This window comes from Kitasatospora sp. NPDC114501 (genome assembly GCF_055633695.1).
In genome coordinates this window covers 24768-39435 of the sequence record NZ_JBVKDS010000003.1, presented here as the reverse complement: position 1 = coordinate 39435, position 14668 = coordinate 24768, and the positions used below count along the sequence as shown (strand labels likewise).

Genomic DNA, 14668 nt, shown 5'->3' with positions numbered 1-14668 from the left:
CCCACGCGAAGGGGCCCGCCGGTCGCGACCGGCGGGCCCCTTCACGCGTGCCTCGGCGTCAGGCGGTGATGCCGGCGGCCAGGGCGAGGTCCTGCTTGACGGTGGCCAGGAGGGCGGCGGCGCGCTCGCGGGCGGGGCCGAGGTCGGCCGCGGAGGCGACCGGGAGGACGACCTCCAGGTAGCACTTGAGCTTGGGCTCGGTGCCGGAGGGGCGCACCACGATGCGGGCGGAGCGGACGCCCTCGCCGGACAGGTAGTAGCGCAGGCCGTCGGTGGGCGGCAGGTCCGCGGAGCCGGCCGACAGGTCGTCGGCGCGGGTGACCTGGAGGCCTGCCAGGACGGTCGGCGGCCGCTCGCGCAGGCGGCGCATGGCGTCGGCGATCAGGGTGAGGTCCTGGACCCGGACGGAGAGCTGGTCGGTGGCGTGCAGGCCGTGCTCCAGCGCCAGGTCGTCCAGCAGGTCGGACAGGGTGCGGCCGGACTTCTTGAGGGTGGCCGCGAGCTCGGCGACCAGCAGGGCGGCGGTGATGCCGTCCTTGTCCCGGACGCCCTGCGGGTCGACGCAGTAGCCGAGCGCCTCCTCGTAGCCGTAGCGCAGGCCCTCGGCGCGGGAGATCCACTTGAAGCCGGTCAGCGTCTCGGCGTAGCCCAGGCCCGCCGCCTCGGCGATCCGGCCGAGCAGGGTGGCGGAGACGATGGTGGTGGCGAAGGTGCCCTCGGCCTTCTTCGCGACCAGGGCCGAGCCGAGCAGCGCGCCGACCTCGTCGCCGCGCAGCATCCGCCAGCCGGCGGCGCCGCTGCCGCTGCCGGCCGCGTTGCCGTTGGCGGGGACGGCCACCGCGCAGCGGTCGGCGTCCGGGTCGTTGGCGATCACGATGTCCGGGCCGACGGAGGCGGCGGTGCGGAAGGCGAGGTCCATCGCCCCCGGCTCCTCCGGGTTGGGGAAGGCCACGGTCGGGAAGTCCGGGTCGGGCTCGGCTTGCTCGGCGACCACGGTGGGCGCGGGGAAACCGGCCCGGCGGAAGGCGGCGACCAGGGTGTCGCGGCCGACGCCGTGCATCGGGGTGTAGACCACCTCCAGGTCGCGCGGGCCGTGCTCGTCGACGATGGAGACGGCGCGGGTCAGGTAGGCCTCGACGACGTCCTCGCCGAGCACCTCCCAGCCCTCCTCGGCGCGCGGGACCTCGTCCAGCGAGCCGATCGCGTCGATCTCGGCGGCGATCCCGGCGTCGGCCGGCGGGACGATCTGCGAGCCGTCGCCCAGGTAGACCTTGTAGCCGTTGTCCTGCGGCGGGTTGTGGCTGGCGGTGACGGTGACGCCGGCGGCCGCGCCCAGGTGGCGGACGGCGAAGGCGAGCACCGGGGTCGGCAGCGGGCGCGGCAGCAGCGCGGCGCGCAGGCCGGCGCCGACCACCACGGCGGCGGTGTCGCGGGCGAAGTCGTACGACTTGTGGCGGGCGTCGTAGCCGATGACGACCAGGTCGCCCAGGCCCTGTTGCCGGACGTACGAGACCAGGCCGGCCGCGGCCCGGATCACCACGGCGCGGTTCATCCGCATCGGGCCGGCGCCGAGTTCGCCGCGCAGGCCGGCGGTGCCGAACTGGAGGCGGTCGGAGAAGCGCTCGGCGAGCTCCGCCCAGGCGAGCTTGCTGTCGGTCTCGGCCTCCGGGCCCTCGGCCCGGGCCAGCAGAGCGGCGAGCTCCTCGCGGGTCCGCGGGTCGGGGTCCTCGGCCAGCCAGGTCCGGGCCCGGGCGAGGAGGTCGGTGGTGGGTGCCTGCGTCATGCCAGCTCCATCGGGAAGTGCGTCGGTGTGTCGGCCGGAGGGTTCGCTGAGACCGGGGGATCCGCCGGGACCGGGGGTCCGCCGAGAAGGGGTCGCGCACGCGGACGGGGCCCACGGGCCGGTGTGATCAGCGGATCACGCCGCCCGTGGGCCCCGTCACTCATGCATTCTGCGCCTGGTGGGCGTCAGATCCGCTCAAGGACCTTCGCGAGCAGCTCGCCCATGCGCTCGGCGGAGGCCTTGCCGGCCTCCAGCACCTCTTCGTGGTTGAGCGGCTCGCCGGTCATGCCGGCGGCCAGGTTGGTGACCAGGGAGATGCCGAGCACCTCGGAGCCGGCCTCGCGGGCGGCGATGGCCTCCAGGGTGGTGGACATGCCGACCAGCTCGCCGCCGATCACCCGGGCCATGTTGACCTCGGCCGGGGTCTCGTAGTGCGGACCGCGGAACTGGACGTAGACGGCCTCGTCCAGGGTCGGGTCGACCTCGTGGCAGAGCGCGCGCAGGCGCTTGGAGTACAGGTCGGTGAGGTCGACGAAGTTGGCGCCGACGATCGGGGAGTCCCCGGTCAGGTTGATGTGGTCGCTGATCAGCACCGGCTGGCCCGGGGTCCAGCCCTGGCGCAGGCCGCCGCAGCCGTTGGTCAGCACGACGATGCCGCAGCCGGCCGCGGCGGCGGTGCGCACGCCGTGGACGACGGTGGCCACGCCGTGGCCCTCGTAGTAGTGGTTGCGGCCGAGGAAGATCAGGGCGCGCTTGTCGCCGATCTTCACCGAACGGATCTTGCCGGCGTGGCCGGCGACGGCGGGGGCGGGGAAGCCCGGGAGGTCGGTGACCGGGAACTCGGCCACGGTCTCGCCCAGGGCGTCGGCGGCCGGCACCCAGCCGGAGCCCATCACCAGGGCGACGTCGTGCCGCTCGGCACCGGTCAGCTCGCGCAGGCGCTCGGCGGCGGCCTGGGCGGCGGCGTAGGGGTCGGCGGAGACGACCGACTGAGGAGAAGCGTTCACGGGTCAGAGGATAGACGGCTTTCGGCTACGCGCGTAGAAATTCGCTCGCGGCGTGCCGGATCGTTACCCGGATGCCCTGAAGACACAGCTCGGCGGCGGTCTCCGGGGCACCCGGTTCGTCGGTTCCCACACACCCGGCGGCTCGCGCGTTCCGTGCCCGCACCTTCGTGCCGGGCGCGGCACGCGGCTAGCAGGGGCGGCGGCGCAGGTCCATCACGTAGTCGTGCGGGGCGCCGGCGCTCTCCGCGGCGTCGGCGACCAGGCCCAGGTAGCGGGCCGCGGGCAGACCGCCCTCGTAGTCGTTCAGCACGTACGTCCAGACCGGGATGTCGCCGTCCAGGGTCTGCGCGCGCAGCTTGATCTTGCGGTAGATGCCGAGCTGGACGCCCTCCCAGCGGTCCAGGCCCTCCTCGTCCATCGGCGCGACGTCGTACAGCGAGACGAAGACCTGGTCCTTCTCGTCCTCGACCACGGTGGCCAGCGAGCCCTCCCAGCCGAGCTGCTCGCCACCGAAGGTGAGCCGCCAGCCGGCTAGCCACCCCGTGCCGCGCAGCGGGGAGTGCGGGGCTCGGCGGGTCATCTGCCGGGCATCGAGGTTGGTGGCATACGCGGCGTAAAGGGGCATGGGGGCCAGCGTAGCCCGGGCGGCGGGCGGGCCGCGGCGACTGGGCGAAGGTGCGGAGCCCGACCCCGGCGTGGCGGCGCTCCCGGCGTGCGGGACAATGGGGAGCGTGACTCGGATCGTGATCATCGGTGGCGGACCCGGCGGCTACGAGGCGGCCCTGGTCGCCGCACAGCTCGGCGCGGAGGTGACCGTCGTCGACCGCGACGGTCTGGGCGGATCGGCGGTGCTCACGGACTGCGTTCCGTCGAAGACCCTGATCGCGACCGCGGAGGTGATGACCACCTTCGACAGCTCGTATGAGGAACTGGGCATCCTGGTCGCGGACGACACCCCGCCGATCGAGCAGGCGGCCCGGGTGATCGGCGTGGACCTGGGCAAGGTCAACCGCCGGGTGAAGCGCCTGGCCATCGCGCAGTCCCACGACATCACCCAGTCCGTCACCCGGGCCGGCGTCACCGTGCTGCGCGGCCGCGGCCGGCTCGGCACCGGCGGGCAGGCCGTGGACGGCTCCCGCGAGGTCCTGGTGGACGCGCCCGACGGCACCGTGCAGTCGCTGCGCGCCGACGCGGTGCTGATCGCGACCGGCGCCCACCCGCGCGAGCTGCCGGACGCCCAGCCGGACGGCGAGCGGATCCTCACCTGGACCCAGGTGTACGACCTGGAGGAGCTGCCCCGCGAGCTGATCGTGGTCGGCTCCGGCGTGACCGGCGCCGAGTTCGCCGGCGCGTACCAGGCGCTCGGCTCCCGGGTGACCCTGGTGTCCAGCCGTGACCGGGTGCTGCCGGGCGAGGACCCGGACGCCGCCGAGGTGCTGGAGGACGTCTTCCGCCGCCGCGGCATGAACGTGATGGGCCGCTCGCGCGCCGAGAGCGTCAAGCGGATCGGCGACCGGGTCGAGGTCATGCTGGCCGACGGCCGGGTGATCGAGGGGACCCACTGCCTGATGGCGGTCGGCTCGATCCCCAACACCTCCGAGATGGGCCTGGAGGAGGCCGGGGTCAAGCTCAACGACTGGGGCCAGATCCAGGTCGACCGGGTCTCCCGCACCACCGCCCCCGGCGTCTACGCGGCGGGCGACTGCACCGGCGTCTTCATGCTCGCCTCGGTGGCGGCCATGCAGGGCCGGATCGCGATGTACCACGCGCTCGGCGACGCGGTGCAGCCGCTGAACCTCAAGACCGTGGCCTCCAACGTCTTCACCGACCCGGAGATCGCCACCGTCGGCTACACGGCGGCCGACGTGGAGTGCGGCAAGATGGACGCCGTCGTGGTCAAGCTCCCGCTGCGCGGCAACCCGCGGGCGAAGATGCAGGGCATCCGGGACGGCTTCGTGAAGCTGTTCTGCCGCCCGGGCACCGGCATCGTGGTCGGCGGCGTGGTCGTCGCCCCGCGCGCCAGCGAGCTGATCCACCCGATCTCGCTCGCGGTGGACGCCAATCTGACGGTCGAACAGGTGGCCAGTGCCTTCACCGTCTACCCGTCCGTCTCCGGCTCGACCGCCGAGGCCGCCCGGCAGCTGCACATCCGCAAGCGGGCCGACGGCGAATCCTGAGCGTCCGGCGCACAGTTGAGGGCGGCTGCCGATCGGCGGCCGCCCTTCGCGCGGGCATGCCCGTCACCCGGACGGCGGGCGCAGTTCCGGGCCATTGACGGCGCGTATTGTACGGTCACGCGCCGCTCGTGCGTGAGCAATTCCCGCTACTAGCTGCAAACGCCTGAAAGCAGACGGTCACGCAGGTTACCGTCGGTTCTGTGTTTGCAGCAGAACGTCGCCAGTTGATCCTCGAAATGGTGCGCGCCAACGGAGCCGTCTCGCTCCGGGAGTTGGCCCGCGTCGTCCAGACCTCCGAAGTGACCGTGCGTCGTGACGTGCGGGCGCTGGAGGCAGAAGGGCTCCTCGACCGCCGGCACGGCGGCGCGGTGCTCCCCGGCGGCTTCAGCCGCGAACCCGGATACCCGCAGAAGACCCACCTCTCCGCGGCGGAGAAGAGCGCCATCGCGGACCTCGCCGCCGGCCTGGTGGAGGAGGGCGACGCGGTGGTGGTCGGCGCCGGCACCACCACCCAGGAGCTGGCCCGCCGGCTGGCCCGGGTGCCCGGGCTGACGGTGGTCACCAACTCGCTGCTGGTCGCCCAGGCCCTGGCGCACGCCAACCGGGTCGAGGTGGTGATGACCGGCGGCACCCTGCGCGGCTCCAACTACGCGTTGGTGGGCAGCGGCGCGGAGCAGTCGTTGCAGGGGCTGAGGGTCACCAAGGCCTTCATCTCCGGCAGCGGGCTGACGGCCGAGCGTGGGCTGTCGACGGCGAACATGCTGTCCGCGAGCGTGGACCGGGCCATGGTGCTGGCGGCCGCCGAGGTGATCGTCCTCGCCGACCACACCAAGCTCGGCGCGGCCGGCATGTTCCAGACCGTCGCCACCGAGACCATCACCCGGCTGGTCACCGACGAGCAGGCCACCGCGGACGACAACACCGCCCGCGAGCTGGACGCGCTCGCCGACTGCGGGGTGCAGGTCGACCTGGCCCCGCTGGGTGCGGGCCCGGGCGGCGACGCCCCGGTGCACGGCACCGGCAGCGGCCCGGTGCACCAGACCCAGCCCGGCCCGATGGCCCGCCGCGGCGGCCCGCCCCCCGGCGGCGCCCCGCTGCCCGGCCAGCGCCGCCCCGGCGCGCACGGCGGGCACGCCGGCCCGGGCGGCATGCCCGCCCGGCTGGCCGAGCTGGGCCTGCCGCGCGGGCGCTGAGCCCGTACCGGCCTCGGAAACGGGACCGGTCCGCACACCCCGCAGGGCGTACGGACCGGTCCGAGGACGGGGCGGTGTCAGTCCTTGATCTCGCAGAGCGCCGCGCCGCTGCTGACGCTCGCGCCCACCTCGGCCTTGAGGCCGGAGACGGTGCCCGACTTGTGGGCGTTCAGCGGCTGCTCCATCTTCATCGCCTCCAGGACCACGATCAGCTCGCCCTCGGCGACGACCTGGCCCTCCTCCACGGCGACCTTGACGATGGTGCCCTGCATCGGCGAGGCCAGGGTGTCACCGCTGACGGCCGAGCCGGCCTTCTTGGCGCCCACCCGGCGCTTGGCCTTGGCGGCACCTGCCGCACCGGCCGCCGGGGCCGCCGCGACGCCCAGCGAGGACGGCAGCGAGACCTCGATCCGCTTGCCGCCGACCTCGACCACCACGGTCTCCCGGGTCTCGGCCTCCTCGCCGTCACCGGCCGCGCCGGCGAACGGCGGGATGGTGTTGTCGAACTCGGTCTCGATCCACCGGGTGAAGATCTTGAACGGGCCCTCGCCGCCGTGCACCTCGGGCGCGAACGCCGGGTCGGCGACGACCGCCTGGTGGAACGGGATGGCGGTGGCCATGCCCTCCACCTTGAACTCGGCCAGCGCGCGGCGGGCCCGCTCCAGGGCCTGCTTGCGGTCGCGGCCGGAGACGATCAGCTTGGCCAGCAGCGAGTCCCAGGCCGGGCCGATGACCGAGCCGCTCTCCACGCCGGAGTCCAGGCGCACGCCCGGGCCGGACGGCGGGGCGAACAGCGTCACGGTGCCGGGCGCGGGCAGGAAGTTGCGGCCCGGGTCCTCGCCGTTGATGCGGAACTCGAAGGAGTGGCCGCGCACCTCGGGGTCGCCGTAGCCGAGCTCCTCGCCGTCGGCGATCCGGAACATCTCGCGGACCAGGTCGAGACCGGTGACCTCCTCGGTGACCGGGTGCTCCACCTGGAGGCGGGTGTTGACCTCCAGGAAGGAGATCGTGCCGTCCAGCGCGACCAGGAACTCGCAGGTCCCGGCGCCCTCGTAGCCGGCCTCCTTCAGGATGGCCTTGGACGCCCGGTACAGCTCGGCGTTCTGCTCGTCGGTCAGGAACGGCGCGGGCGCCTCCTCGACGAGCTTCTGGTGGCGGCGCTGGAGCGAGCAGTCACGGGTGGAGACGACCACCACGTTGCCGTGCTTGTCGGCCAGGCACTGGGTCTCCACGTGCCGCGGGTTGTCCAGGTAGCGCTCGACGAAGCACTCGCCGCGGCCGAAGGCGGCGACGGCCTCGCGCACCGCGGACTCGTACAGCTCCGGGATCTCCTCCAGGGTGCGGGCGACCTTGAGGCCGCGGCCGCCACCGCCGAAGGCCGCCTTGATGGCGACCGGCAGGCCGTGCTCCCGAGCGAACGTGACGACCTCGTCGGCACCCGAGACCGGGTCCGGGGTACCGGCCACCAGCGGGGCACCGGCCCGCTGGGCGACGTGCCGGGCGGTGACCTTGTCACCGAGGTCGCGGATGGCCTGCGGCGGCGGGCCGATCCAGATCAGACCCGCGTCGAGGACGGCCTGGGCGAAGTCGGCGTTCTCCGACAGGAACCCGTAGCCGGGGTGGACGGCGTCCGCGCCGGAGTCGGCGGCCGCCTTGAGGACCTTGGCGATGTCCAGGTAGCTGGTAGCGGGAGTGTCACCGCCCAGCGCGTAAGCCTCGTCGGCCGCGCGGACGTGCAGCGCATCCCGGTCCGGCTCGGCGTAGACGGCGACGCTGGCGATACCGGCGTCCGAGCAGGCCCGGGCGACGCGGACGGCGATTTCCCCGCGGTTGGCGATGAGCACCTTGCGCACTGTGGCTCCCTTCTTGAACCTCGTTGAGTTTATGGATTCCTGGGCAGTACCGGCGAGTAGCCCCGGGTTGTGAACTATCCCACACGCTCGGTGATGGGTTTTCCGGGCCCCTGGGCGGGCCTGCGGACGACTCCGCAGGTCGGCGCGGGTCCGCCCGGATCGGCGGGGGCCACGGCGGGTGACCGGCCGGCGGCGTGGCGGGAGGTGGCATCGGCCACAGTCCTGCCCGGACCGCTCAAGCGGCCCCGGAACGCGTCCCGGAACGCGCCTCGGGCCGCCGGAGCGCCTCGGCCGTCACGTCGGCCGCCACCTCGACCATGTCCGGCCCGTACGCCTCCGGGTTGACCGCCCGCAGCACGAGCGCGAAGGTGCCGTCCTGCCCGTACTTCCGGGCGAGTTCGCGGTGGTGGGCGACCAGGAAGCGCACCCCGGCCTGGTTGGCGATGCCGGTCTGGCCGGCGACCAGGAACACCGGGCGGCCGCCGTCCGGGGTGGCGATCCGGGCGAGCAGGGTGTGCGTCCGGTCGGGACCGACGGTGAAGTCGCGCTCGCCCACCACGATCACGTTGCTGCCCGGCCCCGGGCCCGAGGTGACCAGTACGCCCGGCAGGCCCCAGGCCAGGTGGGCGGCCGTCCGCTCGTTGCTGACCGGCCCGCCCAGGCACAGCTCGGTCTTGGCGCCCAGGCCGCGGTGCGCGGCGTCGTGGGCGACCAGTTCGGGCCGCGCCCCGCACTCCTCGACCAGCCCGGCCAGCCACATCAGCGCGTAGGCGTCGCGCCGGGTCACGGTGTGGGCGTGCGAGCCCGTCCCGATGCTGCGCGGCACCACGACCAGGCACTCGCCGCCGTTCGGCAGGCCGAGGAAGGCCCGCATCCGCTCGACCCTGCGGCGCCGCCGCAGTGCCTGCGCCAGCCAGCCGAGGCAGGCGCTGATCGCGCTGGCCACCAGGCCCAGCACCACGTTGAGCACGCTGTCGGTCATCTGCCGCGTCCCCCTCCCCGTTCGGACGCCGGTCAGCTTAGAGCGGCGCAGTGCGGCGGGTCAGGCGGTCCACAGATCGGTGATGCGCAGGTCCAGGTCGGCGAGCAGCCGGCGCAGCAGCGGCAGGGAGAGGCCGATGACGTTGCCCGGGTCGCCGTCGATGCCGTCGATGAACGGTGCCGAGCGGCCGTCCAGGGTGAACGCCCCGGCCACGTACAGCGGTTCGCCGGAGGCCACGTACGCGGCGATCTCCGCGTCGTCCGGGGTGCCGAAGCGGACGGTGGTGGAGGCGGTGGCCGAGGACTGCCGGCCGGTCGCGGTGTCGATCACGCAGTGGCCGGTGCGCAGCACGCCGGCCCGTCCGCGCATCGAGCGCCAGCGGGCCAGTGCCTCGGCGGCGTCGGCGGGCTTGCCGAGGGCCTGCCCGTCCAGCTCCAGGACGGAGTCGCAGCCGATCACCAGCTCGCCGTCGGCGAGTTCGGCGGCGACGGCCTTCGCCTTGGCCTCGGCCAGGACGAGCGCGAGCTCGGCGGGGGTGGCGGCGGTGATCGCGTCCTCGTCGACGCCGCTGACCACCACGCGCGGGTCGAGCCCCGCCTGGCGCAGCAGCCCGAGGCGGGCGGGGGAGGCGGAGGCGAGGACGAGGGGGCGCTGGTCGGTCATGCCCACCAGCCTAGGGGGTGCCCGTGTCCGCCGTTCGGGTGAACGGCTCAGGTGAACCAGCGGGAGAGCATCGCCAGCACGGAGCCGACCAGCACCAGGGCGGCGAGCACCTTGCCGCCCCGCTGCATCCGCTCCTGCATCCGACGGGCCTCGGGCGAGGGCTCGTCGCGGGGGTCTGACCAGAGCACCCGTCCAGAGTGCGCCGCGCGGGGGTGCGGGCGCCTGAGTATCCGTACTCAGGTTTCGGGCGGACCGGTCGGCGGGGCGGGCGGAAAAGCCGGGTGGAGCGGGACGCCGGCGCGGCCGGACTCCCGCTCCACCCGGGGGACTTCAGTGCGCCCAGCCCGAGGTCCGCCAGGCGTTCACGCCCGGGTGGACGGCCGGGCGGAGCAGGCGGGAGCGGTCGTTCCAGGGGGAGGCCGGGCCGGCACCGGCCAGCCGCGCCGCCTCGGCGGCGGACTGCGCGGCGGCGGCCCGGGCCTGGACCACCGCCAGGACGGTGGCCAGCTCCTCGGGGGTCGGCTGCCCGTGCAGCACGTGGATCGGGGACATGGCTGGTTTCTCTCCCGACAGGGACGGGGCCTACAGGGGGATGTTGCCGTGCTTCTTGGGCGGCAGCACCTCGCGCTTGCCGCGCAGCGCCCGCAGACCGCGGACGATGTGCCGGCGGGTCTCGCTCGGCGCGATCACCGCGTCCACGTAGCCGCGCTCGGCCGCCAGGTACGGGTTCAGCAGGGTGTCCTCGTACGAGGCGATCAGCTCGGCCCGCTTCTCCTCGGCGGTGCCGGCCGCCTCGGCCTCGGCGATCTCCCGGCGGTGCAGGATGTTGACCGCGCCCTGCGCGCCCATCACCGCGATCTGCGCGGTCGGCCAGGCCAGGTTGAGGTCGGCGCCCAGGTGCTTGGAGCCCATGACGTCGTACGCGCCGCCGAAGGCCTTGCGGGTGATCACGGTGATCAGCGGGACGGTGGCCTCGGCGTAGGCGTAGATCAGCTTGGCGCCGCGCCGGATGATGCCGTCCCACTCCTGCTCGGTGCCGGGCAGGAAGCCGGGCACGTCCACGAAGGTCAGCACCGGGACGTTGAAGGAGTCGCAGGTGCGGATGAAGCGGGCGGCCTTCTCGCTGGCGTTGATGTCCAGGCAGCCGGCCAGGTCCATCGGCTGGCTGCCGACGATGCCGACGGACTGGCCCTCGACCCGCCCGAAGCCGGTGATGATGTTGCCCGCGTACAGCGGCTGGGTCTCCAGGAACTCGCCGTCGTCGACGATGTGCTCGATCACCTTGCGCATGTCGTACGGCTGGTTCGCCGAGTCCGGCACGATGGTGTCGAGTTCGAGGTCCTCCTCGGTGACCGTCAGGTCGGCCTGCTCGGGGTAGGACGGCGGGTCGGACAGGTTGTTGGAGGGCAGGTACGAGAGCAGGCTCTTGACGTACTCGATCGCCTCCTTCTCGTCCGCGGCCAGGTAGTGCGCGTTGCCCGACTTGGTGTTGTGGGTGCGCGCGCCGCCCAGCTCCTCCATCGCGACGTCCTCGCCGGTGACGGTCTTGATCACGTCGGGGCCGGTGATGAACATGTGCGACGTCTGGTCGGCCATCACCACGAAGTCGGTGATCGCGGGGGAGTACACCGCGCCGCCCGCGCAGGGGCCCATGATCAGCGAGATCTGCGGGATGACGCCGGAGGCGTGCACGTTGCGGCGGAAGATCTCGCCGTACAGGCCGAGCGAGACCACGCCCTCCTGGATCCGGGCGCCGCCGGAGTCGTTGATGCCGATGACCGGGCAGCCGGTCTTCAGCGCGAAGTCCATCACCTTGACGATCTTCTCGCCGAAGACCTCGCCGAGCGAGCCGCCGAAGACGGTGAAGTCCTGGGCGAAGACGGCGACCTGGCGGCCGTCCACGGTGCCGTAGCCGGTCACCACGCCGTCGCCGTACGGCCGGTTCCGCTCCTGGCCGAAGTTGGTCGAGCGGTGCCGGGCGAACTCGTCGAACTCCACGAAGGAGTCCTCGTCCAGCAGTTCCACGACCCGCTCGCGAGCGGTCAGCTTGCCCTTGGCGTGCTGCTTCTCCACGGCCTTGGCGGAGCCGGAGTGCACCGCCTCGTCCAGCCTGCGCCGCAGGTCGGCGAGCTTGCCCGCGGTGGTGTGGGGGTCGTACGGCGCCTCGGTCATCCGGTGGCTCTCCCTGATCCTTGGCCGCGACCTGTTCGAGTGCGCGCGGAACCGGGTGGTGGGCCCGCGCATGAGGGCAGGGCGGCGCTACGAACTACCGCTGGGTAGCGTAGCCAGCGCGGAGGGCTATCCGTCATGTCCCGGCGTTATGGCCATCGACACAGTTTTGCCGGCGGGCGTTCTGCGGGACGATGGGGCGGCCTGGCTCCCGGGGCGGGCGGCCCGACGGGGCGGCCCGGGTCCGTCACCCGATCTAGGGTTTCCCCATGACCGAACCACAGACCCCCCGCCGCAGCGGACTGCGCGGCTTCGGCCACGCCGGACCGTCGCCCTGGACCGACCTGGACCGTCCGCCGCTGGACGAGGAGGCGCTGCGCCACGACCTGCTCGTCCCGGGCGGCCTGTGGACCTCCCTGGACGTCGTCGCCGAGACCGGCTCCACCAACAGCGACCTCGCCGCCCGGGCCGTGGCGGGTGCCGGGCAGGGCGCGGTGCTGGTGGCCGAGGCGCAGAGCGCCGCCCGCGGCCGGATGGACCGGCGGTGGACCGCCCCGCCCCGCTCCGGGCTGTTCCTGTCCGTGCTGCTGCGCCCCGAGGAGGTGCCGGTCGAGCGGTACGGCTGGCTGCCGATCCTGGTCGGGGTGGCCGCGGCCAGCACGCTGGGCCGGGTCGCCGGGGTCGAGGTCGGACTGAAGTGGCCCAACGACCTCCAGGTGGAGATCGACGGCGCGGAGCGCAAGCTCGGCGGCATCCTCACCGAGCTGGCCGGCGGCGCGGTGGTGGTCGGCATGGGCCTCAACGTCTCGCTGCGGGCGGAGGAGCTGCCGGTCCCGACCGCGGCCTCGCTCGCGCTGGCCGGCGCCTCGACCACCGACCGGGGCACCCTGCTGCGCGCCCTGCTGCGCGAGTTCGCCGAGCTGTACCGGGACTGGACGGCCGCCGCGGGCGACCCGCACGCCAGCGACCTGCTGCGCGCCTACGTGGACCGCTGCACCACGCTGGGCCGCCAGGTGAAGGTGCACCTGCCGGGCGACCGCGAGCTGGTCGGCGAGGCGGTGGCGGTGGACGGCGACGGGCGGCTGGTGGTCCGCACGCCCGACGGCGTACGCCGGGCGGTCGGTGCGGGGGACGTCGTCCACGTGCGCCCCGAGCCCCGCTGAACGGCAGTCTTCACCTCCCCTTGACCCGGGCTGATGCCCCGGATCCGACGATTCCGTGCGAATATTCCACCTGGCAGCGGTGTGAGGCGCGCCACTGCCCGCCCGGGTGGCGGACTGCGCGCCCGGACAGGTAGGACACGAGGCGAGTGCGGCGATCGCACGGGGACGGACCGGTGGCAGAGGACGGCGGCAGCGGCGCGACGGCGGGCAACAACGACCCCACGGTGGCGCTCGAACTGGAGCGCCTGATCCTGGACGCGCCGCGCCGCTACACCCCGTACCAGGCCGCGCGCGCCGCCGACGTCCCGATGGAGCTGGCCACCCGCTTCTGGCGCGCCATGGGCTTCCCCGACATCGGCCAGTCCCGGGCGCTCACCGACGGCGACGTGATCGCGCTGCGGCGGCTGGCCGGCCTGGTCGAGTCCGGGCTGCTCAGCGAGTCGATGGCGATCCAGGTGGCCCGCTCCACCGGCCAGACCACGGCCCGGCTGGCCGGCTGGCAGATGGACACCTTCCTGGAGAACCTCACCCAGTCCGTCGAGCCCGGGCTGACCCGCGCCGACGTCGCGTACCCGCTGGTCGAGCTGCTGCTGCCGGAGCTGGAGCAGTTCCTGGTGTACGTCTGGCGGCGCCAGCTGGCGGCCGTCACCGGCCGGGTGGTGCAGGCCGCCGAGGACCACGAGATCACCAGCGGGCGGCTCGCCGTCGGCTTCGCCGACCTGGTCGGCTTCACCCGGCTGTCCCGGCGGCTGGAGGAGGAGGAGCTCGGCGAGCTGGTCGAGACCTTCGAGAACACCTGTTCGGACCTGATCGCCGGCCAGGGCGGCCGGGTGATCAAGACGCTCGGTGACGAGATCCTCTACGTCTCCGAGGACCCGACGACCGCCGCCGAGATCGCGCTGAGCCTGATCGAGGCGCTGGCCGGGGACGACACCATCCCGCCGCTGCGGGTCGGGATGGCCTTCGGCACGGTCACCTCGCGGATGGGCGACGTCTTCGGCACCACCGTCAACCTGGCCAGCCGGCTCACCTCGATCGCGCCCAAGGACGCGGTGCTGATCGACGGCGAGTTCGCCGCCGCGCTGGAGCAGAACGGCAGCGTCGCCCCGGCCGACTCGGAGGGTCCGGGCCTGGCCGAGGCGCTGTCGGCCGCGGCCGGGATGCCCGCCTCCGGGCTGCCGATGCCGGGGCCGGACGCCGGGGCCCGGTTCCACCTCCAGCCGATGTGGCGGCGGCCGGTGCGGGGGCTCGGGCTGGTCGAGCCGTGGCTGCTCACCCGGCGGCTGAAGGCCGAGTAGCGCGGTAGCGGAGCGGCCGAGTAGCGGCCGACGCGCGGGGAAGACGCCTGGTGTGAAGGAGACCACGGGCGGTGAGGAGGGCTCCCCGGGTGTTCGCCGGAGCGCTTCCCTGCGGTGCGCGGGAGGGCTTCCCCGCAGTGCGCGGGCCCTCGCGGGTGCCGAACGGTTGAAACCCGTACGTTCTGTCGCGGGTTCGCCCCGGCAAACGGGGCATAACCGAACGAAACCGCCCTAGTCTTGGTGCAAGCGGCCGATCGGGTGCGGCCGGTCGACGGGGGTCTGGCAGGACCGGGCACAGGGAGCGAGGCGAGCCGGTGAGCAGCGAGGCGATCATGACGGACCGCGACTGCGAGTGCGGCGGTTCGCGGCGTCCCGACCCG

The 14668-nt window shown here is 73.7% G+C and carries 13 protein-coding genes; 4 read left to right on the top strand and 9 right to left on the bottom strand.

Annotation, left to right across the window (positions count from 1 at the left end):
- Window positions 1–58: 58 nt before the first annotated feature.
- From ACZ7RU_RS06585 to ACZ7RU_RS06575, 3 genes are all read right to left on the bottom strand, one after another.
- Window positions 59–1783, bottom strand: coding sequence for a phospho-sugar mutase (locus tag ACZ7RU_RS06585; protein ID WP_470339809.1), 1725 nt, complete (start codon window positions 1781–1783; stop codon window positions 59–61).
- A 185-nt stretch (window positions 1784–1968) separates the two neighbouring features.
- Window positions 1969–2790 (bottom strand): purine-nucleoside phosphorylase, encoded by an 822-nt coding sequence (locus tag ACZ7RU_RS06580; protein WP_387756531.1) that lies wholly within the window; start codon window positions 2788–2790, stop codon window positions 1969–1971.
- A gap of 187 nt (window positions 2791–2977) precedes the next feature.
- The gene (locus tag ACZ7RU_RS06575; protein WP_049660023.1) at window positions 2978–3415 is read right to left on the bottom strand and encodes a gamma-glutamylcyclotransferase family protein; all 438 of its coding nucleotides are present in this window, start codon (window positions 3413–3415) and stop codon (window positions 2978–2980) included.
- Window positions 3416–3512: 97 nt separating this feature from the next.
- Between ACZ7RU_RS06575 and ACZ7RU_RS06570 the strand changes: the two genes are divergently transcribed.
- Window positions 3513–4967, top strand: a complete 1455-nt coding sequence (locus ACZ7RU_RS06570) for an NAD(P)H-quinone dehydrogenase (RefSeq protein WP_470339808.1) — start codon at window positions 3513–3515, stop codon at window positions 4965–4967.
- Window positions 4968–5203: 236 nt separating this feature from the next.
- On the top strand, window positions 5204–6160 hold the full coding sequence (locus ACZ7RU_RS06565) for a DeoR/GlpR family DNA-binding transcription regulator (protein ID WP_470340217.1): 957 nt from the start codon (window positions 5204–5206) through the stop codon (window positions 6158–6160).
- Between the two features lie 77 nt (window positions 6161–6237).
- On the opposite strand, the gene ACZ7RU_RS06560 is transcribed toward ACZ7RU_RS06565, so the two are convergent.
- The 6 genes from ACZ7RU_RS06560 to ACZ7RU_RS06535 form a co-directional block, all read right to left on the bottom strand.
- Entirely contained in the window at window positions 6238–8013 is a 1776-nt protein-coding gene (locus ACZ7RU_RS06560; protein ID WP_470339807.1) for an acetyl/propionyl/methylcrotonyl-CoA carboxylase subunit alpha, read from the bottom strand.
- A gap of 235 nt (window positions 8014–8248) precedes the next feature.
- Window positions 8249–8995 (bottom strand): hypothetical protein, encoded by a 747-nt coding sequence (locus ACZ7RU_RS06555; protein WP_470339806.1) that lies wholly within the window; start codon window positions 8993–8995, stop codon window positions 8249–8251.
- 60 nt (window positions 8996–9055) lie between these two features.
- Window positions 9056–9658 carry a nucleoside triphosphate pyrophosphatase gene (locus tag ACZ7RU_RS06550; RefSeq protein WP_470339805.1) on the bottom strand — a complete coding sequence of 201 codons (603 nt, stop codon included), beginning with the start codon at window positions 9656–9658 and terminating at the stop codon, window positions 9056–9058.
- A 47-nt stretch (window positions 9659–9705) separates the two neighbouring features.
- Complete coding sequence (mmpB, locus tag ACZ7RU_RS06545) at window positions 9706–9846, bottom strand: morphogenic membrane protein MmpB (RefSeq protein ID WP_470339804.1); 141 nt, start codon at window positions 9844–9846, stop codon at window positions 9706–9708.
- 142 nt (window positions 9847–9988) lie between these two features.
- A complete protein-coding gene (locus ACZ7RU_RS06540; RefSeq protein ID WP_470339803.1) occupies window positions 9989–10210 on the bottom strand; it encodes an acyl-CoA carboxylase subunit epsilon in 222 nt (73 codons plus the stop codon).
- A 30-nt stretch (window positions 10211–10240) separates the two neighbouring features.
- Window positions 10241–11830 carry an acyl-CoA carboxylase subunit beta gene (locus tag ACZ7RU_RS06535; RefSeq protein WP_387756546.1) on the bottom strand — a complete coding sequence of 530 codons (1590 nt, stop codon included), beginning with the start codon at window positions 11828–11830 and terminating at the stop codon, window positions 10241–10243.
- Window positions 11831–12096: 266 nt separating this feature from the next.
- Between ACZ7RU_RS06535 and ACZ7RU_RS06530 the strand changes: the two genes are divergently transcribed.
- Both ACZ7RU_RS06530 and ACZ7RU_RS06525 read left to right on the top strand, forming a co-directional pair.
- Entirely contained in the window at window positions 12097–12990 is an 894-nt protein-coding gene (locus ACZ7RU_RS06530) for a biotin--[acetyl-CoA-carboxylase] ligase (protein ID WP_470339802.1), read from the top strand.
- Between the two features lie 173 nt (window positions 12991–13163).
- A complete protein-coding gene (locus ACZ7RU_RS06525; protein WP_470339801.1) occupies window positions 13164–14288 on the top strand; it encodes an adenylate/guanylate cyclase domain-containing protein in 1125 nt (374 codons plus the stop codon).
- Window positions 14289–14668: the final 380 nt, after the last annotated feature.